Origin of the sequence: Streptomyces sp. NBC_01006, from assembly GCF_045162725.1 — a bacterium.
GTDB lineage: Bacteria > Actinomycetota > Actinomycetes > Streptomycetales > Streptomycetaceae > Streptomyces.
This window is the reverse complement of record NZ_CP108700.1, coordinates 7,528,351-7,548,034: the sequence shown is the minus strand read 5'-3', so window position 1 is coordinate 7,548,034 and position 19,684 is coordinate 7,528,351. Positions and strand designations below refer to the sequence as shown.

Sequence of the window (19,684 nt, the reverse complement as noted above, 5' to 3'; positions counted from 1 at the left end):
CCCTTTCGGAACGGGGTTGGCGCATGGAATTCGCCCGGCGCGGGATCCTGCGGCTGCTGGCCGGGCTGCTCTTCCCGCCGGGGCCGGAGGGCGGGATCGGGCCGCACGGGGTGCTGCCCGCGCTGCTGGTCGCGCTGACCTTCGTGAGCGGGGTGGTCGACGCGGTGAGCTACCTCGGGCTCGACCACACCTTCGTCGCGAACATGACCGGCAATGTGGTCTTCCTCGGGTTCGCGCTCGCCGGTGACCGCCAACTCTCGGCCGCGGCCTCCCTGCTGGCGCTCGGTGCCTTCCTGGCCGGTGCGACGGCCGCCGGGCGGCTGCGCCACGGCCGCGAGCCGGCGCGGATGTTCGCTCCGCTGGTGGCGGCGCAGACCGTACTGGTGGCCGGGGCGCTCGCCCTGTCCGCGGGTGGGGCGGGGGCGCTGCCGGTGGTGGGGCTGCTCGCGCTCGGCATGGGCCTGCAGAACGCCGTCGTGCTCCGGCTGGGCGTGCCCGATCTGACCACCACCGTGGTCACCCGGACGCTGACGGGCCTGGCCTCCGACCCGTGGGACCGGGCCGCCGTACGCAGGGTGGTCTCGGTGGCGGTCCTGTTCTGCGGGGCCCTGGCGGGCGGGGTGCTGACGATCCACCACGGATCGCGCTGGGCCCTGGCGCTGGCGGTGGCCCTGCTCCTGGTGATCGCCCTGGCGGGCGCCCTGAGGGCGGCCGAACACCACACGACCTAGGGGGTGCCCGGGCGGGTGGCGGCCAGGGCGGCGAAGGTCAGCAGCCAGGCGCCGACCGCGATCCAGAGCAGTACCTCGCCCAGCGGGCGCAGCCGGCCGACCCCGGTGGGGCCGGCCGCCGAGAGGCAGGCGGTGGCCGTCATGCCGAGGGGGAAGACGGTCGCCCAGCGCCGGATGTCGTAGTGCGGCCGCCACCGGCGCAGCTCGGCGGCGAGCAGGAGCACGTACCAGCCGAGGGACAGGGCGAGCGTCACCAGCGTCGCGATGCGCAGCGCCGCGTGCGCCGAACCGGTCCATACGGGTGATGCCGTGAGCTTCGATCCCGCCAGCGCCGAGATGGAGAGCGCGCCGCCGGCCACCCACTGGTCGCCCGCGCCCCGCAGCACCTCGCGGAAGTCGAAGTGTACGAGGGCGACCGCGTACAGCAGCAGGCCGAGGCAGAAAGCGGCCAGCGCCGCCCGGGCGAGCCAGTCGCGGTGGACGGCGGCGGCCAGGGTCGCCGCCAGGACGGCGAGCCCCTGGGTGGCGACGCAGACGAGGAACGCGGTGCCGGGCACCCGCCGTGCCCAGTGCCGTACGACGGTGATCAGCAGTCCGGGCCAGAGCACGGCCGCCAGCGCCAGCAGGGCGGCGGCGATCCCCTGCCACCCCAGCATGGAGATCCGGGTGCCGAGCACGGTCGTGGCGGCCACGGCCATCAGGGCGGCCGGGGTGTCGGCCTCGGCCCGGAAGCGGCCCCGGTCGCCCACGAGCCGGGTGGTGAAGTCGGCGGCGAGTACGAGCCACAGCGCGGCGGCGAGGACCAGCGCGGCGAGGGACAGCCCGTCGAACCCGATCAGGTGCAGGCCGACGGAGAGGATGCCGTCGGCCATGACGGCGGCGCCCGCGGCCGGGGGGAGTCCCGTCCACCACCGGCGGCCGGGCAGGGGGAACGCCTGCTTCACCGTGCCAGCGGACACCGCCGGGCCGCGGCCCGCGAGCGCGGTGGGCCACCCGGCCCAAATCACGTGCACCGTGCCCGTGCCTTGACTTCCTCGGGGTGCTGCCCGACCCTCTGCGCTCATGGGACAGCTGGACGGCAAGGTCGCGGTGGTCACCGGCGGGTCCGCCGGCATCGGACTGGCGACGGCGCGCCGGTTCGTACGGGAGGGCGCCCGGGTGTTCGTCACGGGGCGCCGCGAGGCCGAACTCGCCGCTGCGGTGGAGGAATTGGGGAGCGGCGCGGTCGGGGTGCCGGGCGATGTCACCCGGTCGGCGGACCTGGAGCGGTTGTACGCGGCGGTCGCCGCCGAAGGCAGGGCGATCGACGTCCTGGTGACCAACGCGGGCGGCGGGAAGGCGGGCGGCGTCGCCGAGTTCACCGAGGAGCAGTTCGACATCGTCTCGGACCTGAACTTCCGCGCGACCTTCTTCACCGTGCAGCGGGCGCTGCCGCTGTTCGGGGAGCGCGGCTCGGTCATCCTGGTCGGCTCGACCGCCGGCTCCTCGGGGTCCACCCGGTTCGGCGTCTACGGCGCCACCAAGGCGGCCGTACGGTCGATGGCGCGCAGCATGGCGCTGGAGCTCGCGGGGCGCGGGATCCGGGTGAACGCGCTCAGCCCGGGCCCGATCGACACTCCCGCGCTGGCGCGGGCGCCCGCCGCGATCCTGGAGGAGGTCACGTCCGGGGTCCCGCTGGGCCGGACCGGCCGCCCGGAGGAAGTGGCCGCGGCGGCGCTGTTCCTCGCCTCGGAGGAGAGCAGCTACATCACGGGCATCGAACTGTTCGTGGACGGCGGAGCCGCCCAGGTCTGACCCGGCCCTGATCCGGCCCTGATCCGAAAGACACGGCCTAGGCTCGGGCCATGCGCATCGTCTCCCTGCTTCCCGCCGCCACCGACATCGTGGCCGAGCTCGGGCTGTCCGCCGATCTGGTGGGCCGTACTCACGAGTGCGACTGGCCGCCCGCGGCCGTGGCCGGGGTGCCGGTGGTGACCGCCGCCGAGTTCTCCTCGGACGCGCTGAGCAGCCGGGAGATCTCCGCGGCGGTCGGCGGCGCCGCGCACAGCGGCTCCTCCCTCTACACGCTCGACGCCGAGGCGCTCGGCGCCCTCGCGCCCGACGTGGTGCTGACCCAGGACCTGTGCGACGTCTGCGCCGTCTCGTACGCGGGGGTGAGCCGGGCGGTGCGCGTGCTGGACGGCGGGCCGCGGGTGCTGAGCCTGGAGCCGCGCACCCTCGGCGACGTACTGGACTGCCTGGTCACGGTGGGCGAGCTGCTGGGCGTACGGGAGGCCGCCACGGAGCGCCGGGCCGCACTCGCGGCCCGGCTGGAGGCCGTACGGGCCCGGACCGCGGGCCGGCCGCGGCCGCGGGTGGTGGCCGTCGAGTGGCTCGATCCGCTCTGGCCGGCCGGGCACTGGGTGCCGGAGCAGATCGCGTCCGCGGGCGGCGAGGCGCTGATCGCCGCGCCGGGCGAGCACACCCGGCCCATGGACTGGGAGGCGGTCCGGGCGGCCCGTCCGGACGTGCTGCTCCTGCTGCCCTGCGGGTTCAGCCCGCAGCGCACCGTACGGGAGCGGGAGCTGCTCACCTCGCTGCCGGGCTGGGCGGAGCTGCCCGCGGTACGGGCCGGGGAGGTGTGGGTGCTCGACGGGCCGGCGTACTTCAACCGGCCGGGCCCCCGGGTCGTGCGCGGCGCGGAGGTCCTGGCGCACGTCCTGCACGGGGTCGCGGTGGGCGATCCGGTGACCCCGGCGGAGGCGTTCCGGCTCGCCGGGGCGTGATCAGGAGGTCTCGGGTACCGGGCGGGCCGTGGTGAGCGTGAACATGGCGCCCTCCGGGTCGCGGAGGTTGACCCAGCGGTCGGTGGGGCTCGACATGATGGTCGACAGCGTGGCCCCGCCGGAGGTGGTGGCCGCCTCGATGGCCTCGTCGAGGTCCGGTACGCGGAAGTAGACGTGCCAGCGGGGTCTGGTCTCCGGTGCGTGCGTCGCGGCCTCGGTGATCCCGCCGTTCAGGCGGGCCACGGGGTCGCCCGCCTGTCGCAGGACGACCTGGTCGTCCTCGTACGAGACCTCGCAGCACCCGGGACGGCCGGTGGCCCACTCCAGCACCTCGCCGTAGAAGATCGCCGCCTCGAAGGCGTCCCTGGTCCGCAGCTCCAGCCAGGCCGGTGCCGGGCCGCGGCCCACCCGCCAGTCGGCGGACACCCCGCCCGCCCAGATCCCGAAGACGGCGCCGTCCCGGTCGGCGACCAGCGCGCCGCGGCCGCCGGAGGGGAAGGAGACCGGGCCGACCGCGACGGTGCCGCTGCGCTCGCGGATCCGGTCGGCGACCTCGTCGGCGTCGTCGACGGCGAAGTACGGGGTCCACGCCGCGGCGACCGGCAGGTCGGCGGTCAGCGTGCCGACGCCGGCCACCGGCACCCCGTCCAGCTCGGCGACGGTCCAGCCCTCGCCCAGCCGGGCGGGCCGGAACTTCCAGCCGAGGACAGCGCCGTAGAACTGCTGGGTCCCCTGGAGATCGCGGGCCATCAGGCTGACCCAGCACGGCGCGCCGAAGACCTCCCTCGTAGAAATCTCCACCACACGCTCCGTCCCTCGTCCAGCCCATCGTCCCGTCGGGGCCGCCGCCCCGCACGTCGGCCGGGCACCGCCGCGGCCTGCTCAGCGGCCGCTCCCGGCGCCCTGCCCGGTGATCAGATCGGCGAGGGCCGCCATGCCCCCGTCCGCGAGGGCCCGGCGCTGCCGGTCCGCGGGCGTGCCCTCCCTGAGGAGCCGGTGCAGCAGGGAGCCGACCTCGCGCTGGTCCCCGGCCTCCTCCAGTGCGGGCGTGATGTACCCCATCAGCAGCGACAGCACGTCTCCGGCGCTGCGCCGGCGGCCCTGCGGGTCCATCAGGGTGCCGTCGAGGCCGTGCCGGGCCGCGTGCCACATGGCCGCCTGGAGCAGCTCGGGCGCGCACTCGACGGGGGCGGCTCCCGCCTTCTCCTCGGCGATCGCGGTGCTGACCAGCCCGCGGACGATCCCGGTGAGCAGCACCGCGTCGGTGGCGTCCAGCTGTACGTCGAGGCAGCGCACCTCCACCGTGGGGTAGCGCTCGGACAGCCTGGCCTGCCAGTAGAGCTGGCCCCGGTCGGCGATCAACCCCGCCTCCAGGAGCGCGTCGGCGCGTTCCTCGTAGTCGGCGAGCGTACGGAAGCACGGCGTCGGGCCGCTGACCGGCCAGCGGCCGAAGACGATCGTGCGCCAGCTGGCGAAGCCCGTCTCGCGCCCGTCCCACAGCGGGGAGTTCGCCGACATGGCCACCAGGGTCGGCAGCCAGACCCGCAGCCGGTTGAGGACCGCCACGCCCGTCTCCCGGTCGGGTACGCCGACGTGTACGTGCATGCCGTTGATCAGCTGCTCGTCGACGAGGCGGCGGGCTTCCTCCCGCATCTTCAGGTACCGGGGCTTGCGGGTGACCGGGACCGGTACCGCGTCCCGCAGCGGGGCCGCGGCGGAGGTGGCGAGCAGGCAGCCGTACTCCTCGGCGGCGGAACCGACGGCGTGCCGCAGCCTCAGCAGGTGGCCGGCGACCTCGTCCAGGTCCGTGCAGACGGGTGTGGCGACCTCGATCTGGGCCTGGAGCAGCTCGTTCTGTACCTCCCCGGCGTCCACGAAAGGCCCGAGGCCGGCCGCTGTCCTCACCTCCTCCGCCCGGGACACGGGCAGATGGGTGACCGGATCCAGCAGGACGTACTCCTCCTCAACCCCAACCGTGTTCATGTCGCGTCGGACTCCTGCCTCGAGTTCTTCGATCCCCGGCGCCCGCGGCACCCACGACACCCACGGCGGCGGTCCTTCGTGGTCCGGTCCGTGGGCCTTGCGTCTGCCCGGGCGGGGCCGCCTCATGCAGGGGCGGCCACCGCGCTTCGGGCGCGGGCATTCGGCGGTTCCTTCGGGCGAATCTGGCTCCCGGTGCGTGGGGTGTCGAATCCAGCGTGGCAGTTCACAGGGAAATGCACCCATCGGGCCACCGGCAGAGGCGGTACATGACCAGGCGATCCGCAGGCCGGCCGACGCCCCGCTCCCGGGTGGCCGTCCGGCGCGCCCGGGCCCTCGGCCGCCGCCCGGGCGGGAGGCCGGTCGAGCGACCGTACGCCTCCGTGTCGCCCCCGCTGCGGACGGCCGCGGCGTACTCCTGGCGGCTGCTGGTGGTCGGCGCGGTCGTGTACACGGTGTTCATGGTGCTGGGGCGGTTCCACGAGCTCGCCGTGGCCGTCTTCCTCGGCCTGGTCGCGACCGCGCTGCTGCGCCCGGTGGCCGATCTGCTGGCCCGGTGGATCCCCCGTTCCCTCGCCGTGGCCTGCGCGCTCCTCGGCAGCATCGTGCTCGCGCTCGGCGCGCTCGCCTTCGTCGGCGAGACGGTCGCCGCGGAGTGGAACTCGCTGGTGGCGGAGTTCCGGGCGGGGCTGGACCGGCTGGAGCCCCTGCTGGAGCGGCCGCCCCTGCGGCTGAGCCCGCACGCGCTGGGCGATCTGCGGGACCGGATCGGCGACTACCTCTCCAGCCACCGCGCGAGCCTGCTCAGCACGGCCGTGAGCGGTGCGGGGCGGCTGGTGCAGGCCCTGACCGTGGTGGCGCTGTCGATGTTCTGCTCGGTCTTCTTCATCTACTCGGGTGACCGGCAGTGGCGCTGGGTGTGCTCCCAGTTCCCGGAGGGCGCGCAGCAGCGCATCTCGGTCGCGGGCCGGGCCGCGTGGCGGACGTTCACCGGGTACACCCACGGGATCGTGCTGGTCGCGGCGACCAACGCCGTCCTGGTGGGGGTGGCGCTCTACGCCTTGGGCGTCCCGCTGGCCGTGCCGCTGGCGCTGCTGGAGTTCTTCGCCGCGTTCATCCCGCTGATCGGCTCCCCGGTCGCCCTCGCGGTGGCCGTGGTGGTCGCGCTGGCGGCCAAGGGGCCGCTGATCGCCGCGCTCGTGGTCGCCCTGATCGTGATCATCGGGCAGATCGAGGGGCATGTGCTGCACCCGATGCTGATGAGCTGGGCGGTCCGGTTGCACCCGGTGGTCGTGGCCCTGTCCGTGGTGGCGGGGGCCATCGCCGCGGGCGTGCTGGGCGCGGTGGTCGCGGTACCGCTGGTCTCGGTCGTCTGGGCGGTCCGCCAGTCGCTGCGGTCCCCGGAAGCCGGGCTCTGAGCTGCGCTTCCCCGATCGAACGGCTTCATCCGGCCGGGAGGGGGGTATATGTACCGAGAACAGCTCACGAGACGGCCGTGCCGCACCGCAGTGGCGCGACCACCCGTCGGAGGAGCCGAGATGGGGTATGCAGAGGTCACCGAACGCATTCCGCTGGACCCGCTGAGTGTGAGCACCGGCGAGGCCCGGGCGCTGTCCGGGGCACTGTTCCACCGGCTGCGGAGCCTGGACGAGGGGAGCGCAGCGTACTCGTACGTGCGCAACACGCTCGTCGAGCTCAACCTCAGCCTGGTGAAATACGCCGCCCGCCGCTTCCGCGGCCGGAGCGAGCCGATGGAGGACATCGTCCAGGTCGGGACGATCGGCCTGATCAAGGCGATCAACCGGTTCGACCCGGAGCGCGGGGTGGAGTTCACGACCTTCGCGATGCCGACCATCGTCGGCGAGGTCAAGCGGTTCTTCCGCGACACCAGTTGGGCCGTCAAGGTGCCCCGGCGGCTCCAGGAGCTGCGGATCGACGCCGCGAAGGCGCATGACGCCCTGGAGCAGGACCTGGGCCGCGAGCCCACGGAAGCCGAGATGGCGGGGTGCCTGCACGTCACGCCCGAGGAGCTCGTGGAGGGGCAGAAGGCGGCGCACGCGTACTCCGCGCGCTCCCTGGACGCGCCCGCGCAGGAGGACGGCGACCGCACCACGTACGCCGACCGGCCCTCGCTCGGCGCGGAGGAGACGGCGTACGACACGATCGAGTGTCTGGAGTCGCTCAAGCCGCTCCTGGCCGAGTTGTCCGAGCGGGAGCGCACGCTGCTCTCGCTGCGCTTCGGCGACGGGCTGACCCAGTCCGAGATCGGCGAGCGGCTGGGGCTGTCGCAGATGCACGTCTCGCGGCTGCTCAACCGGACGCTGACCGCCCTGCGGACAGGCCTCCTGGAGGATCCGCCGGAGGAGCCTGCGCAGCCGTGAGCGGCGTCGGGACTTCCGCCCACACCGTCTTGCCGGTCCGCCCGTGGCCGTAGGGCTCGCAGCCCCAGCTCCGGGCGAGCCGCTCCAGGATGAGCAGGCCGTGGCCGCCCGGAAGGGCGGAACCGGCGGTCAGCAGGCGACGGGGGTGCTCGGGGCTCCCGTCGCTGACCTCGATCCGCAGCCGGGCGGTGGTGCGGCGCAGCACCAGCTCACGGGGGCCGCCCGCGTGCAGGCAGGCGTTGCCGACGAGTTCGGAGACCAGGAGCAGGACGTCTTCTGCGGCCTCCTGCCGGTCCGGGTCGTACGGGCTTCCCGCGTCGTCCGCATCCGTGATCCACTGCCATTCGGCCAGCGCCCGCCGGGTGAAGTCCCGGCACCGGGTGACGGCCTTCTGCGTCCCGCCGCCGAGGATCAGCGTGCGGGTGTCCTCGCTCATGCGGGCCGCCTACCCAGGCCGGGGGAGAAAACACCGTGCCTGCATGATCCGATGGCCTGGCCGAAGGAGAAGAAGCCCTCCGGGTCGTGTCAGGACACCGGCGCGGGATCACTTCCCGTCGCCGTACGGGAACCGGCCGGTACGGCGGCCGCGGCCTCCGCCCGCTCCATGGAATCCAACCGCCGTAGACCGGTCCGCCGTTGGACGACCGAGACCCCCGCGACGGCCGCCCCGAGCGCCAGCCAGCCCGCCGGGCCGGCCGCCATCACCGCGCCGGTCAGCAGCAGCGGCCCGGCCGACTTCTGGATGGACTGGGACATGCCCGCCACCCCCAGGTACGAGGCCTTCGCGTCCGGGGGCGCGAGGGAGACGGCCAGCTCCCAGGAGCTCACCGAGCGCAGCAGCTCCGCGGCCGTGGCCAGCACGGCGGCGGCCAGGAGGGCGATCGAGGCGGCCCAGGCCCCGTGTTCGGGGGTGAGGGCCAGGAGCACGCAGCATCCGAGCAGGGTCAGCCCGTACAGCCGGGCCGCTCCGGCGGCCTCGCGCGGCCGCCGGACCCTCGCCGACACGGTCATCTGCAGGGCCACGACGAGCACGGTGTTGATGATGAGGAAGGCCGGGACCACGGCGTGCGGGGCGTCGGTGTGTTCGATCAGCCACAGCGGCAGCCCGACCCCGAGGATCGAGTCGTCCAGGCACAGCGGGATGTCCAGGAGGACGAACCGGAGGTAGCCGCGGTCCCGCCACGGATTCGCGACGCCCGGCCTCCCCGCCCCGGGCGCGTCCGCGGTCTCCGCGGCCCCCTCCCCGCTCCCGAGGCCGTGCGGCTGCTCCCGGGTCCGCCACACCAGCGCCGCGGCCAGGACGAACGACAGTGCGTTGCCGAGGATCAGGACCTGGTACGCCTCGCGCGTGCCCACCGCGAGGCCGATGGCGGCGAATCCCGCGCCGAGCGCGTACCCGGCGTTCGCAACGCTGCGCGACAGCGCCTGGTACGTGCCGCGCTGCTCGCCCGCCGCCCGCGTGGCGAAGAGCATCTCCAGCATCTTGGCCGCCCGGTCGCCGAGCGAGGTGAGGGCGACCACGAGCAGCAGCACCTCGAAGCGGGTGAACACGAGCAGCGCGCAGATCGCGGCCAGGCGCAGCAGGTGACAGCCGATCAGCAGCGCACGCGCCGGGAAGCGGGCCGCCAGGTGGCCCGCCAGCGGCGAGCCGGCGATGCCCGCCACGCCTGCCGCACCCAGCAGCAGGCCCAGCTGCCGCCCGTCCAGGCCCGCCACGAAGGTGAAGAAGAGGACGGATGACGCGCCCCACACCCCGGTCCCGGTGCGGTCCAGCAGCTGGGCGAAGAGCATGATCCGGGCGTCCCGCCCGCCGGGCGGACGGCGCAACTGGGCGAGCAGCCCGGCTCCGCCCTTCCGGACCCCCGGGTCCTTCCGGTCCGTCCGCTTCCCCGCGCCGCGCCGCCAGATCATTCCGGGCCTCCGCATCCCCCGCCAAAGTATCTCGATGTCGAGATACCTCGCGGTAGCCTGCCGGAAATCAATCTTGACGTCAAGATAAATCCGCGGCCCCCGCCACATAGGCTGGGCGCACGGACGAGAGGAGCAGTCGTGACCGACCGCAAACCACCGGGCGTCAGCTTCGAGTCCTGGGTGGACCGGCAGATCAGGGAGGCCGCCGAGCGCGGCGAGTTCGAGCAGCTCCCGGGCTACGGAAAGCCCCTGGCCTCGATCGACGCCCCGTACGACGAGCTGTGGTGGATCAAGGGCAAGATGCACCGCGAGGGGTTCGCCGTTCTGCCGCCCGCGCTCGCCCTGCGCAAGGAGGCCGAGGACGCCCTGGAGGCGGTACACGCCGCCCGCTCGGAAGGCCAGGCCCGTGACATTCTCACCGGGATCAACGAGAAGATCCGCGCGGCCCTGCGCCGCCCCCCGCCCGGACCGCCCCTCCACCTCACCGAATTCGACGTCGACGAGGTGCTCAGGACCTGGCGCGAGAGCCGGACCGACTGACGGCGCGCGCCGGCCGCGCTCGCGGCTCTCCCGGCTGCGGACCACCGACAGTGCTACAAATGGTCTCGTGACCCATCCTTGCAACCCGTGCCGGGGACGTCGGTGCGGTCACTGAGGCAAAAGCGCCCGCGCAGCGTCGCCCGACAGGTATTCGTCCTTCAGGTGGCGATCGTGGTGCTGCTCGCCGCCGGGGCGGTACTGGCCCTCGTACTCCAGTCCCGGCACGACGTGGACCGGGAGGCCCGGACCCGCTCGGTGGCCGTCGCGCAGACCTTCGCCCACTCGCTCGGGCTGCGCCCGGCCCTCCTCACCCCCGACCCCTCCAAGATCCTCCAGCCGCTCACCGAGGTGACCCGCAAGGACGCCGGGGTGGACTTCATCGTCGTCATGAACGACCAGGGGATCCGCTACACCCATCCGCTCCCCGACCGCATCGGCAAACAGTTCGTGGGTACCATCGCGCCCTCACTGGCCGGCCAGGTGTACACCGAGAGCGTGAAGGGACCGCTCGGCCAGGAGATCCAGGCCGTGGTGCCCGTCTTCGCCGACCCCTACAAGGACGGCGGCCCGGTCGTGGCCCTGGTGTCGGCCGGCCTCACGGTGAAGAACGTCACCGGTGTGTTCCAGCGGCAGCTGCCCCTCATCCTCGGCACCAGTGCGATCGGCCTCGCCCTGGCCACCGCCGGCGCGGCGCTGATCAGCCGACGCCTGCGCCGCCAGACCCGCGGGCTCGGCCCCCTTGAGATGACCCGCATGTACGAGCACCACGACGCGGTGCTGCACTCCGTACGCGAGGGCGTGCTGATCACCGACGGCGGCGGCCGGCTCCTCCTCGCCAACGACGAGGCGAAACGTCTGCTCAGGCTCCCGCCCGACGCCGAGGGGCAGCACATCCGGGAGCTGTCGGGGCTCGACCCGCAGATGGCCGACCTCCTGCTGTCCGGCCGCGAGACCACCGACGAGGTGCACGAGGCCGGGGACCGGCTGCTGGTCGTCAACCAGCGCGCGACCCGCCCGCGCGGCAGGCCCGAGGGCACGGCCGTCACCATCCGGGACTCCACCGAGATGCAGGTGCTCAGCACCCGGGCCGAGGCCGCCCGCAAACGGCTCCGGCTGCTGTACGACGCGGGGGTCGGCGTCGGCACCACCCTGGACGTGGAGCGGACGGCCCAGGAGCTCGCGGACGTGGCCGTACCGCGCTTCGCGGACTTCGTCACCGTTGACCTGGCGGAACCCGTTCTCCTCGGCGACGAGCCCACCGCCGTCAAGTCCGACCTGCGGCGCACCGGGGTCAGCGGGATCCGGGACGACGTCCCGCTCTACCCGCGCGGCCGGCTGATCGACTTCCTGCCCTCCACCCCGCAGGCGCGCGGACTCAACAGCGGACGCGCCGAGCTCGTGACCAACCTGGCCGACGCGCCGGGCTGGCACGCCCAGGACCCGCCGCGGGCCAAGGCCATCGTCGACTACGGCGTCCACTCCCTGATCACGGCCCCGCTCAAGGCCCGCGGCGTCGCCCTCGGCGTGGTCAACTTCTGGCGCTCCGAGAAGGAGCCCTTCGACGAGGAGGACCTGTCGCTGGCGGAGGAGCTCGTCGCCCGCGCCGGGGTCAGCATCGACAACGCGCGCCGCTACACGCGCGAGCACGCCCTGGCCGTGACCCTCCAGCGCAGCCTGCTGCCGCGCGATCTGCCCGAGCAGAGCGCCGTGGAGGTGGCGCACTACTACCTGCCCGCGCAGTCGGGGGTGGGCGGCGACTGGTTCGACGTGATCCCGCTGCCGGGCGCCCGTGTCGCCCTCGTCGTCGGCGACGTCGTCGGGCACGGTCTGCACGCCGCCGCGGCCATGGGCCGGCTGCGTACGGCCGTACTGAACTTCTCGTCCCTGGACCTGCCGCCCGACGAGCTCCTGGCCCGCCTCGACGATCTCGTCCAGTACATCGACCAGAGCGTGGCGGGTGGCGACGGCGCCGAGGGCGGCCTGATCGGGGCCACCTGCCTGTACGCCGTGTACGACGCGGTGACCCAGCGCTGCACGGTGGCACGGGCCGGCCACATGCCGCCGGCGGTGGTGCGCCCCGACGGCACGGTGGAGATCCCGGAGCTGCCCGCGGGTGCGCCGCTGGGGCTCGGCGGGTTCCCCTTCGAGTCGGCGGAGCTGGACCTGAGCGAGGGCACCCAGCTGGTGCTGTACACCGACGGGCTGATCGAGGACCGGGCCCGCGACATCGACGAGGGGCTCGCGCTGCTCCGCTCGGCCCTGGCGCACGCGGACCGCAGCCCGGAGGAGACCTGCCGGGAGGTCCTGGCGGAGCTGCTGCCGGTGCGCCCGCGCGACGACGTGGCCCTGCTGGTCGCGCGGACGTCGGCGCTGCCGGCGGACCGCATCGCCGAGTGGGAAGTCCCGTTCGAGCCGAGTGCGGTCGGGGCCATGCGGGCCGTCGCCATGGAGAAACTGGAGGAGTGGGGCCTGTCGGAGCTCACCTTCGGTACGGAGCTGGTGCTGAGTGAGCTGATCACGAACGCGATCCGGCACGGGGCCGAGCCGGTCCGCGTACGGCTCCTGCACGACCGGGTGCTGACCTGCGAGGTCTTCGACGGCAGCAGCAGCTCGCCGCGGCTGCACTACGCCAAGACCACGGACGAGGGTGGCCGCGGCCTCTTCCTGGTGGCCCAGCTCAGCCGCCGCTGGGGAGCGCGCTACACGCCGGAGGGCAAGGTCATCTGGTCGGAGCAGTCGCTGCCGGACCCGGAGGAAACCGACCCGGTGTGACCGGGCCGGACCCCCGGTCCCCCGGCCCGCCGGTCCCCCGGTCCGCCGCGCCCCCTCGGAGTCAGGCGAGGTCGAGGAGCTGCTCGTGGAAACCGCCGAATCCGTGCGGCTCGTCGACCAGATGGAGCTCCAGGATCCAGTGGCAGCGCCACCCGGCCCGGTCGGTGCGGCGCAGCGGGGTGTCGTTGTCCGGTGCGATGTACGACTCCGCGCGGGCGCCGTCGATCGTCTCGTGCGGGAACTCCCCGACGAGGTGACCGGCGTGCCACCCGCCCAGCGTCCGGCCCGCCTCGGCGGCGAGCCGCTCCACCTGCGTGTACAGCTGCTTGCCGGTGATGTGGGGGTCGGCGCGGAAGGCGGCGCGACCCGCCGCGAACACCGTGGCCAGGTCCTCCCTCAGCCCGCTCCGCGGCGCCGGGCGCGACCAGCCCCCGCGCCTCGATCTCGGCGAACAGGGCCTCGGCCTTGCGCTGGGCCTCGACCAGACCCAGGACGCGCAGTCGTTCGTCCATGCGGTCAGGTACCTCCATCGCGGTGCTCCTCTGTCCGGGGCTCGGGTATCGCGCGCACGATGACGAGCGACCCCTCGTAGAACGGCCGGCTGCGCAGGTGGCCGAAGCGCTCGTCCCACGCACCGGAGTCGAGGTCGTCCCGCAGCCGGGTGGTGAACCGCTCGCGCACCCCGTCGTCGACAAAGCTCCAGGCAGAGCAGGCCTGGCGGGCCGCGGGGTCCAGCAGCATCTCGGGGCGGCCGTAGTAGGCCTCGTTGAACCCGTCGGTGCAGTCCAGCGGGATGGGTACGGTCCGCACCGTCCCGGTGCCGCCGAGGGCCGCGGCCATCTTTTCGAGCGGCGGGTAGCGGCGGGCCTCGGTGTCGAGGACCTCGGGCGCGTACTCGTAAAGCCAGAAGTCGCGTACGCGGTGGGGGTCGCAGGTCAGCACGACCGCCGGGCCGCGGGTCACCCGGCGCATCTCGCGCAGGCCCGCCTCGACGTCGCTCCACTGGTGCACGCTGAACAGGGTCATCGCCCCGTCGAACTCCCCGTCCGCGAACGGCAGGTCCTCCGCGACGGCGTCCACCGCCCGCGGCAGGGCCTCCGAGCGCTGGGCCCGCATCGACCGGGACGGCTCCACGGGAGTCACCGCGGTGGCGGCGGACTCGTACGATCCGGACCCGGCGCCGATGTTGACCACGGTGCGGGCCCCTTCGAGCGCGTCGGCGATGAAGCGGGCGATGCGGGGGTCGGGGCGGCGGAAGTCCGCGTAGCCGGAGCCGATGGCGCCGTAGTCGACATCGCCTGCGCTGCCGTCCCAGCTGCGTACATCCATGGATCCATACCTCGCCTCGTGAGCAGGAGTCGGGAGCGTTGCCGCCCGGGCGGTGGCCTCCCCCATAGTGCATCTGCAAGGTCACTCACGTAAATCGGTTGGCAGATGCCTGGCAAAACAAACAAGAGCCCCGCACATGTGGACCTGGAGATCTGCTCAGCGGATCCGGTGCACCCGCTGGCTGGTCAGTTCGTACCGTGCTCCGACCACGGCCAGCCTTCCGGCCGCGACCCGGGCGGCGAGATCGGGCTCGGCCGCCAGCCGGGAGCGGACGAGCCGGACGTTCTGGGTGACCGCCGCGTCGACGCGCGCGTCCCTGCTCAGCGTGCGGTCGACGGCCGGACGGATCTGCTCCGCCAGGTAGCGCAGGTGTCCGGGCAGCTGCTCCAGCCCCTCGGCGGCGCGGACCGCGGCGGTCACCGCCCCGCAGGACTGGTGCCCGAGGACCACCACCAGCGGAATGGCCAGCTCCACGACCCCGAACGCGATGCTTCCGAGCACGGCGTCGTCCAGCACCTCACCGGCCGACCGTACGGTCATCAGATCGCCGAGCCCCTGGTCGAAGACCAGCTCCGGCGGGACGCGGGAGTCGACGCAGCCCAGGATGACGGCGAACGGATGCTGGCCCCCGACCAGCGCCTGCCGTACCGTCCGGGTGGCGTCGGGATGCCGCTCGTGGAGGGTCCGCCAGCGGGCGTTGCCGGCCGACAGCTCCCGCAGCGCCGCCTCCGGCGTGCCGGGCCGCGGACCGTTCGGCCCCGTCCGGGTGGAGCCGCCGGTGGAGCCGGCGCCGGCCGCCAGCCCGGCGCACAGGGCCACGGCCCCGGTGAGGGCGCCGCGTACCAGGCGACGCCGCCCAGGAGTCCCGTCGGCCCGGTGCTGCTCGGCAAGGACGCTCATGCGGGCCCAAGCTAGGCCCCGCGCGGCCGGGGACCCGGAGGCGGGCCCGCCCTTGGGGAACTCTTGGGCAAATGCCGGGGCCCGCGTGGCGGTTCAACGGTCCCGGGACGTGCCCTGGCCCTGGTCGAAGTAGGCCGCCAGGGCCGGATCGAGCGGCGGCACCCGCCGGGGCGTGCCCCCGTCGCGCAGGGATTCCGTCGCCATGCAGCCCGCCGCGACCGCCATCCGGGCGGCGACCGGCGAGGTGTCCGTCGCTCCCCCGTGGCGTACGAAGCGCAGGAACTCGTCGATCAGCAGCGGGTCGGCGCCCCCGTGCCCGCCCGCGCCCTCCGCGTCGGGGACGACGTACGAGGCGTCCGGCGCGGCCCGGTAGCCGGAGCGCCGGGCGTTCCAGACCCGGACCTCGGCGCCCGGGCCGTCGCCGAAGTTCTCCAGGCGGCCGGCGTCGCCGATGACCGTGTAGTTGCGCCAGTAGTCGGGGGTGAAATGGCACTGCTGATAGGCGGCGAGCACCCCGCCCGTGAGGCGGAGGTTGAGCAGCGAGACGTCCTCGACGTCGATGACGGGGTTGAGTCCGCGCTGGGTGTGCGGGGGCCAGTGGCCGTCTTCCGTGTACCAGTCGTCGGTCTTGGGTTCGCCGGGAGCGCGCCGGTGCGGGTTGTCCCCGTAGACGAGCAGGTCGCCCATCGCCTGGACGTCGTCGGTGTAGGCACCGGCCAGCCAGTGCAGTACGTCGATGTCGTGCGCGGCCTTCTGGAGCAGCAGGCTCGTGGTGTGGCGGCGTTCGGCGTGCCAGTCCTTGAAGTACCAGTCGCCGCCGTAGCCGACGAAGTGCCGGACCCAGACGGTCCTGACCCGCCCGATCGCACCGGCCGCGATCAGCTCGCGCATCGTCCGCACGACGGGCATGTGCCGCATGTTGTGCCCGACGTACAGGCGGGTGCCCGTCGCGCGGGCGGTGCGCAGGATCTCGTCGCAGCCGTCGACGGTGATGGCGAGCGGCTTCTCGACGAAGACGGGCTTGCGGGCGACGAGCGTCCGGCAGGCCAGGTCGGCGTGGGTGTGGTCGGGGGTCAGGACGAGGACGGCGTCGACGTCCGGATCCTCGATCACGGCGGCGGGATCGGGGGTGGCGTACGCACCCGGGAAGGCCGCGGCGGCCTCCGCCCGGGCCCGCGGATCGGGATCCGCGACGGCGGTGACGGTCGCGCCGCGGCCGGGCCGGTGTGCCGTACGCGCGATGCTGCCGCGGAGCCCGTATCCGAGGACGCCGATGCGAAGGTCGGTGGTCATGGCGGAGTCCCTTCCCGGCCCGGCCGCGTTCATCCGCCCGGCCGAGCACCGGATGCCGCCCGCGCCCGGCCGGGGCACGCTGTGGGCAAGGCAGTCACCACCGCACAGACGAGGACCGCGCCATGTCCCACAGCCGGCGTATCGGCGTCATCACCGCGGCCGCAGCACTGCTGCTGACCGCCACCGCCTGCTCGGGCCTGGGCCGGAGCACCGTCGGCATGCTGACGTTCCGCAGCCACGACTCGCCGGCGGAGCTGAGTTACTCGAACACCTCGGTGAACGGATGCCACAGGATCGCCCTCCCGAAGGGCGCCACCCACGTGGAGAACAACACCCTCGTCGACGTCGTGCTGTACAGGACGGAGGACTGCACCACGCCCTTGGGGAACGAAGGCATCTACGTCGCCACCACGCTCTCGAACGTGACGGCCCCGGTCAGCCTCCCCTGGCGCAGCTTCAGCGTCATCCACTGACGCCGGCTCCGGTGACGCCTGCTCCGGATCAGGCCGGGAGGGAGTCGACCGTCGGGGCCACCGGGGCGAAGAGGTCGGCGATCGTGGTGAGGCTCGCCGACTGGAGGGTGGCGGCCGGGATCAGCGTGCCGTCGGGGGCCGTGAGGGTACGCGTCGCGGTGGCCTCGGCGACGACGGTCGGGCGGTAGCCCAGGTTGAAGGCGCCCTGGGCGGTGAACGTGACGCACATGTGCGTCATGAACCCGGCGATCACCAGGTCGGGTCCGGCGCCCAGCTCCCGCAGGGTCTTCTCCAGCTCGGTGGCGTGGAAGGCGTTCGGGAACTGCTTGACGACGACCGGTTCCCCCTCGCGCGGCGCGACCTCGGCGCTGATGGCGCCGATCTCGGCCCGGATGTCGTACGGGGTCCCCTCGCCGCCGTCGTTGACGACGTGCACGACCGGCGTGCCGGCGGCCCGGGCCGCGGCCAGCAGGCGGGCGCCCGCCGCGAGGGCCGGTTCGGCGCCGTCGAGGGCCATCACACCGGAGCGGTAGGTGTTCTGGAAGTCGACCATGATCAGGACGGACTCGGCCAGGCGGGGCAGCGTGCCGGGCAGGCCGATCACATCGCGCAGGGTCCTGGATGCGGTGGGTGCGGCGGATGCGGTGGGTGCGGTGGATGCAGACATGGTGAAGGCGTCCTTCTCTCGGGAAACGGGCACGGCGAAGCCGCGGCTCGGCGCGCCATCGCGCCGAGCGGTCAGTGGGCGGTGCGGAAGCGGCGGCGGTATGCGGCCGGGGTCGTCGCGATCTGTTTGCGGAAGGCCCGGTGCAGGGTTTCCACCGAGCCCAGGCCGGCCGCCGCGGCGACCTGCTCCAGCGGCTGGTCGGTGGTCTCCAGCAGCCGGCGGGCGGCTTCCACCCGTACGGCCTCCACGTAGGCGGCGGGGCTGGTGCCCAGCTCCTTGCGGAAGGTACGGGCGAAATGGCGCTCGCTCAGGCTCATCCGGGCCGCGAGCGCGGCCGCCGACAGGTCCGCGCCGAGGTGCTCGGTGATGTAGGCCCGCAGGGCGTCGATGTCCCTGCGGGAGGCCGCCGGGCGGCTGAGCGGCACGCTGAACTGGCTCTGGCCGCCCTGCCGTTTGAGGTACATGACCAGCTGCCTGGCGACCGCGAGGGCCAGTTCCTCGCCGTGGTCCTCGGCCACCAGGGCCAGCGTCAGGTCCATGCAGGCGCTGATCCCGGCCCCGGTCCACACCCGGCCGGACCGGACGAAGATCGGGTCCGGGTCGACCTCGACCCGCGGGTGTTCGGCCGCCAGCTGGCCGGCCGTGGACCAGTGGGTGGTGGCCCGGCGCCCGTCCAGCAGGCCGGCCGCCGCCAGCAGGTGGGCGCCGACGCACACCGAGGCCACGCGCCCGGCGTACGGGGCGGTCGCGGCGATCCACCGCACCACCGCCTCGTCGACCCGCGCGACCGGGCCCTCCTGCGCGAGCTCGACGGCGCCGGGCACCACGAGGGTGTCCACGGCGGCGCCGACCTCGGCGAAGGAGAGGTCGGTGACCAGCCGGACGCCGGCCGACGTGGTGACCTGGCCGCCGTCCGGACCCGCCAGGCGTACGTCGTACAGCCGACGCCCGGCCTCCCGGCTCGCGAGGGCGAAGACCTCGGCGGGGCCGGTGACGTCGAGCAGGTCGACATCGGGGAAGACCGCGATCACGACGCGGTGGGGGGTGGACATGTGTCCATCCTGGCCGGACGGCCAGGTGTCCGCAATGACGGTTGTCTGTCACATCCGGACACCGCGGACGCCGACTGGAGCCTGCCGCGTGCGGCGCGGATGATGGAGGGGCACAAGGTCCGGGGGGTTCGACGACGCCGGACACGGGACGGTGACGCAATCATGTCCGCGAACGCTTCGTACCACCGCTCGGTCAGGGTGAACGCCGACCTCGACAGCCCGCTGTCGCGCTGGCTCTGGCTGGTGAAGTGGATCCTGGCGATCCCGCACTACATCGTGCTGTTCTTCCTCTGGATCGCCTTCATCCTGGTCAGCGTGATCGCCTTCTTCGCGATCCTGTTCACCGAGCGCTACCCGCGCGCCCTGTTCGACTTCAACGTCGGCGTGCTCCGCTGGTCGTGGCGGGTCTCGTTCTACGCGTACGGCGCCCTCGGCACCGACCGGTACCCGCCCTTCAGCCTGGGCCCGGAGCCCGGCTACCCGGCACGCCTGGAGGTCGCCTACCCGGAGCGCCTGTCCCGGCCGCTGGTCCTGGTGAAGTGGTGGCTGCTGGCGATCCCGCACTACCTGATCATCGCCTTCTTCATCGGCGGCATGCGCCACGGCTGGTGCGGAGGCGGCGGTCTGATCACGCTGCTGGCCCTGATCGCGGCGGTGGCGCTCGCCTTCACCGCGACGTACCCGCGCGGCCTGTTCGACCTGATCGTCGGGCTGCACCGGTGGGTGCTGCGCGTCGCCGCGTACGCCACGCTGATGACGGACGAGTACCCGCCGTTCCGGCTCGACCAGGGCGGCACCGACCCGGCACCCGCCCCGGCCTCGGACCCGGCGACATCGCCTGACCTGGCCTGACCTGCTCCGACTTGGCCTGACCTGACCCGGACCGAAGC

Annotated in this window: 19 protein-coding genes and 1 pseudogene; 9 read left to right on the top strand and 11 right to left on the bottom strand. The window is 73.7% G+C overall.

Going from position 1 to position 19,684, the window contains the following annotated elements; translation table 11 throughout:
- The first annotated feature begins 23 nt into the window (after window positions 1-23).
- Window positions 24-731 carry a YoaK family protein gene (locus tag OG509_RS34415; protein WP_406186486.1) on the top strand — a complete coding sequence of 236 codons (708 nt, stop codon included), beginning with the start codon at window positions 24-26 and terminating at the stop codon, window positions 729-731.
- On the opposite strand, the gene OG509_RS34410 is transcribed toward OG509_RS34415, so the two are convergent.
- The gene (locus OG509_RS34410) at window positions 728-1,675 is read right to left on the bottom strand and encodes a tellurite resistance/C4-dicarboxylate transporter family protein (RefSeq protein WP_406186485.1); all 948 of its coding nucleotides are present in this window, start codon (window positions 1,673-1,675) and stop codon (window positions 728-730) included. The two genes, OG509_RS34415 and OG509_RS34410, sit on opposite strands and share 4 nt — an antisense overlap.
- 118 nt (window positions 1,676-1,793) lie before the next feature.
- Between OG509_RS34410 and OG509_RS34405 the strand changes: the two genes are divergently transcribed.
- Both OG509_RS34405 and OG509_RS34400 read left to right on the top strand, forming a co-directional pair.
- Complete coding sequence (locus OG509_RS34405) at window positions 1,794-2,525, top strand: SDR family NAD(P)-dependent oxidoreductase (protein WP_406186484.1); 732 nt, start codon at window positions 1,794-1,796, stop codon at window positions 2,523-2,525.
- A gap of 50 nt (window positions 2,526-2,575) precedes the next feature.
- On the top strand, window positions 2,576-3,496 hold the full coding sequence (locus OG509_RS34400) for a cobalamin-binding protein (protein WP_406186483.1): 921 nt from the start codon (window positions 2,576-2,578) through the stop codon (window positions 3,494-3,496).
- On the opposite strand, the gene OG509_RS34395 is transcribed toward OG509_RS34400, so the two are convergent.
- Together OG509_RS34395 and OG509_RS34390 are read right to left on the bottom strand one after the other, a co-directional pair.
- Window positions 3,497-4,246 carry a VOC family protein gene (locus OG509_RS34395; RefSeq protein WP_406187767.1) on the bottom strand — a complete coding sequence of 250 codons (750 nt, stop codon included), beginning with the start codon at window positions 4,244-4,246 and terminating at the stop codon, window positions 3,497-3,499.
- 132 nt (window positions 4,247-4,378) lie between these two features.
- The gene (locus tag OG509_RS34390; RefSeq protein ID WP_406186482.1) at window positions 4,379-5,479 is read right to left on the bottom strand and encodes a glutamate--cysteine ligase; all 1,101 of its coding nucleotides are present in this window, start codon (window positions 5,477-5,479) and stop codon (window positions 4,379-4,381) included.
- 266 nt (window positions 5,480-5,745) lie between these two features.
- Between OG509_RS34390 and OG509_RS34385 the strand changes: the two genes are divergently transcribed.
- Together OG509_RS34385 and OG509_RS34380 are read left to right on the top strand one after the other, a co-directional pair.
- Window positions 5,746-6,894, top strand: a complete 1,149-nt coding sequence (locus tag OG509_RS34385) for an AI-2E family transporter (protein ID WP_406186481.1) — start codon at window positions 5,746-5,748, stop codon at window positions 6,892-6,894.
- 120 nt (window positions 6,895-7,014) lie between these two features.
- Entirely contained in the window at window positions 7,015-7,857 is an 843-nt protein-coding gene (locus OG509_RS34380) for a SigB/SigF/SigG family RNA polymerase sigma factor (protein WP_406186480.1), read from the top strand.
- On the opposite strand, the gene OG509_RS34375 is transcribed toward OG509_RS34380, so the two are convergent.
- Both OG509_RS34375 and OG509_RS34370 read right to left on the bottom strand, forming a co-directional pair.
- Complete coding sequence (locus OG509_RS34375; RefSeq protein WP_406186479.1) at window positions 7,787-8,293, bottom strand: ATP-binding protein; 507 nt, start codon at window positions 8,291-8,293, stop codon at window positions 7,787-7,789. The two genes, OG509_RS34380 and OG509_RS34375, sit on opposite strands and share 71 nt — an antisense overlap.
- 89 nt (window positions 8,294-8,382) lie before the next feature.
- On the bottom strand, window positions 8,383-9,768 hold the full coding sequence (locus OG509_RS34370) for an MFS transporter (RefSeq protein ID WP_406186478.1): 1,386 nt from the start codon (window positions 9,766-9,768) through the stop codon (window positions 8,383-8,385).
- A 138-nt stretch (window positions 9,769-9,906) separates the two neighbouring features.
- Between OG509_RS34370 and OG509_RS34365 the strand changes: the two genes are divergently transcribed.
- Complete coding sequence (locus OG509_RS34365; protein WP_385590165.1) at window positions 9,907-10,308, top strand: DUF1992 domain-containing protein; 402 nt, start codon at window positions 9,907-9,909, stop codon at window positions 10,306-10,308.
- 111 nt (window positions 10,309-10,419) lie between these two features.
- Entirely contained in the window at window positions 10,420-13,080 is a 2,661-nt protein-coding gene (locus OG509_RS34360) for a SpoIIE family protein phosphatase (protein WP_406187766.1), read from the top strand.
- 61 nt (window positions 13,081-13,141) lie between these two features.
- Here OG509_RS34360 and OG509_RS34355 read toward each other — a convergent pair.
- From OG509_RS34355 to OG509_RS34340, 4 genes and pseudogenes are all read right to left on the bottom strand, one after another.
- Window positions 13,142-13,480 (bottom strand): annotated as a pseudogene (locus OG509_RS34355) (aminopeptidase); the annotation flags it as partial.
- Between the two features lie 116 nt (window positions 13,481-13,596).
- The gene (locus tag OG509_RS34350; RefSeq protein ID WP_406186477.1) at window positions 13,597-14,409 is read right to left on the bottom strand and encodes a class I SAM-dependent methyltransferase; all 813 of its coding nucleotides are present in this window, start codon (window positions 14,407-14,409) and stop codon (window positions 13,597-13,599) included.
- A gap of 156 nt (window positions 14,410-14,565) precedes the next feature.
- Window positions 14,566-15,309: a carbonic anhydrase gene (locus OG509_RS34345; RefSeq protein WP_406186476.1), complete on the bottom strand. Its 744-nt coding sequence runs from the start codon at window positions 15,307-15,309 to the stop codon at window positions 14,566-14,568.
- Between the two features lie 93 nt (window positions 15,310-15,402).
- Window positions 15,403-16,602, bottom strand: coding sequence for a Gfo/Idh/MocA family protein (locus OG509_RS34340; RefSeq protein ID WP_406186475.1), 1,200 nt, complete (start codon window positions 16,600-16,602; stop codon window positions 15,403-15,405).
- A 122-nt stretch (window positions 16,603-16,724) separates the two neighbouring features.
- Here OG509_RS34340 and OG509_RS34335 point away from each other — a divergent pair, with 122 nt between their 5' ends.
- On the top strand, window positions 16,725-17,075 hold the full coding sequence (locus OG509_RS34335; protein ID WP_406186474.1) for a hypothetical protein: 351 nt from the start codon (window positions 16,725-16,727) through the stop codon (window positions 17,073-17,075).
- A gap of 28 nt (window positions 17,076-17,103) precedes the next feature.
- Here OG509_RS34335 and OG509_RS34330 read toward each other — a convergent pair whose 3' ends face one another.
- Together OG509_RS34330 and OG509_RS34325 are read right to left on the bottom strand one after the other, a co-directional pair.
- Complete coding sequence (locus OG509_RS34330; RefSeq protein ID WP_406186473.1) at window positions 17,104-17,742, bottom strand: isochorismatase family protein; 639 nt, start codon at window positions 17,740-17,742, stop codon at window positions 17,104-17,106.
- A 71-nt stretch (window positions 17,743-17,813) separates the two neighbouring features.
- Window positions 17,814-18,794 (bottom strand): GlxA family transcriptional regulator, encoded by a 981-nt coding sequence (locus OG509_RS34325; RefSeq protein ID WP_406186472.1) that lies wholly within the window; start codon window positions 18,792-18,794, stop codon window positions 17,814-17,816.
- Between the two features lie 162 nt (window positions 18,795-18,956).
- Between OG509_RS34325 and OG509_RS34320 the strand changes: the two genes are divergently transcribed.
- Complete coding sequence (locus OG509_RS34320; RefSeq protein ID WP_406186471.1) at window positions 18,957-19,646, top strand: DUF4389 domain-containing protein; 690 nt, start codon at window positions 18,957-18,959, stop codon at window positions 19,644-19,646.
- Window positions 19,647-19,684: the final 38 nt, after the last annotated feature.